This window comes from Streptomyces sp. NRRL B-24572 (assembly GCF_002156145.1).
GTDB lineage: Bacteria > Actinomycetota > Actinomycetes > Streptomycetales > Streptomycetaceae > Streptomyces > Streptomyces vietnamensis.
The window spans coordinates 1-1,494 of record NZ_MWIG01000575.1; the positions used below are offsets into that span (position 1 = coordinate 1).

A 1,494-nucleotide genomic window follows, 5' to 3' on the forward strand; every position below is an offset into this window, starting at 1 on the left:
GGCGGCCCCAGCCGAGGCCGGGGCCGCCCGAACGGTCTTACGGGGTGCGCCGGGCTGGTGCGGGGCGCGAGGAGGAGGGGGCCGGTGCCTGGTTCCGCGGTGAGGCGTGGGTCGTGCGGGCGCGGGCCTCGTGTGCGGCCTGCTGGGAGGCGGCTTCGTCGAAGACTTCCGGAGTGCAGTTGACCTTGTACCCGGCCAGGCGCAGGGCCGGGATGGCTCGGGTCGCCAGGCGCCTTTGCTCGTCTGCGGCGAGGTCGTCGGGCACGGTGTGCCAGATGTAGAGGGGCGCGCCGGTGGGGTACTCGTGTCGCTTCAGCCCGAGCTGTTCCAGCAGGTTGTGGAGTGCGGCGGGAGCACTAGTGGGGGTGTCGGCGTGGATGGTGGTAGTCAACGGCTTGACGTAGAGCTCCACGTCCGTGCCGTATTCGTCAGCCAGATTGGCCACGGGTCTCTTCTCTGGGTCAACGGCGGCGGGCGGCTGGGGACTGGGCGGGGCCCGGCGGCAGCGACGGGGCGGCCGGCTCTCGCGGAGTGCTGGCGATGTGGTCGCGGGCGAGGCGGATGAGGTACGCGGCGTGGGACAGCGAGTCCGTGGTGTCCCCGAGCCGTGCGACGGGGCCGGCTTCCTCGCCTTGGGCGTCTTGGCGGATCGCGGCGTTCCAGGCCCCGACCACGACTTCCCGGACGAGGGGAAGCAGCCCGTGGACCGGGGAGGCGATCTCGGTCAGGACCTCGGCCACCTCACTACTGGTCTTGGCGGCGAAGGCCCGTTCGGCGAGCTGGGCGAGGTAGCGCAGGGCCGCGTCCCGATCGCCGTCCGGTGTCGTCAGCGTGTTCAGGGCGGGGTCGAGGTGAACGCTGTGGCCCGCGGTGAGAAGGGCGTGGGAGGCGGCGGTCGCCTTCAGGCGCTGTTCCTCGAAGGGCAATGCGTGGGGCAGCCGGTGGTAGTCACCGCGGGGCCCGGGGGCGGAGAGGAAGCCGGTTCGCTGAAGGATGTCCGCCGCCCGGTCGGTCCCGCCGATGGCGACGACCAGACCGGTGCGGGGGTCCTGGGTGATGGTCACGTACTCCAGCACCCAGAAATCGGGCTCCTTCTGGCTCATCGAGGCCGGGCGGCCGCGGCTCGGGTGCCGGCCGGAACGGGTGGCACGGACGCCGGAGCCGAGGTGGGCACGGTCCGGCTGGCCGGGTGCTGGAGCGCCGTGCCGATGCCGAGCGCTTCGAGCTGCGGTCCGATCGCGCGCAGGGCACGGGCCTGCGCCCGGGTGTCATCCATGCCGAGGCGGTAGATGCCGCTGTGAGGGTCCTGGATGAAGCCGTTTGCTTCCAGGACGGCACCGGCCCGGTCGCCGACGGGGGCGGTGGCGACGCTGCCGTCCGGCTGCCAGGTCAGGACGAGACGGTCCGGCTGGGAGGGCTGGATGCCGCCCAGGGCGTTGTCCCGGACCTGGGCGAGGGCGCTGTCGTAACGCACAAGGAGGTCGCCGGCGACCT

At 72.7% G+C, this 1,494-nt stretch carries 2 protein-coding genes and 1 pseudogene; all 3 read right to left on the reverse strand.

The genetic code is table 11. The features are described 5' to 3' along the window. Positions 1-37 precede the first annotated feature (37 nt). Positions 38-445 carry a hypothetical protein gene (locus CCN56_RS30425; protein WP_086831159.1) on the reverse strand — a complete coding sequence of 136 codons (408 nt, stop codon included), beginning with the start codon at positions 443-445 and terminating at the stop codon, positions 38-40. Positions 446-461: 16 nt separating this feature from the next. Next, positions 462-1,103 (reverse strand): hypothetical protein, encoded by a 642-nt coding sequence (locus tag CCN56_RS30430; protein ID WP_086831160.1) that lies wholly within the window; start codon positions 1,101-1,103, stop codon positions 462-464. Further along, positions 1,100-1,494: pseudogene (locus CCN56_RS30435) on the reverse strand (hypothetical protein); the annotation flags it as partial. The gene CCN56_RS30430 and the pseudogene CCN56_RS30435, both read right to left, overlap by 4 nt.

Coding starts and splice junctions, on each gene's coding strand:
- CCN56_RS30430 (WP_086831160.1), bottom strand. CDS start 1,103: ATGAGCCAGAAGGAGCCCGATTTCTGGGTGCTGGAGTACGTGACCATC.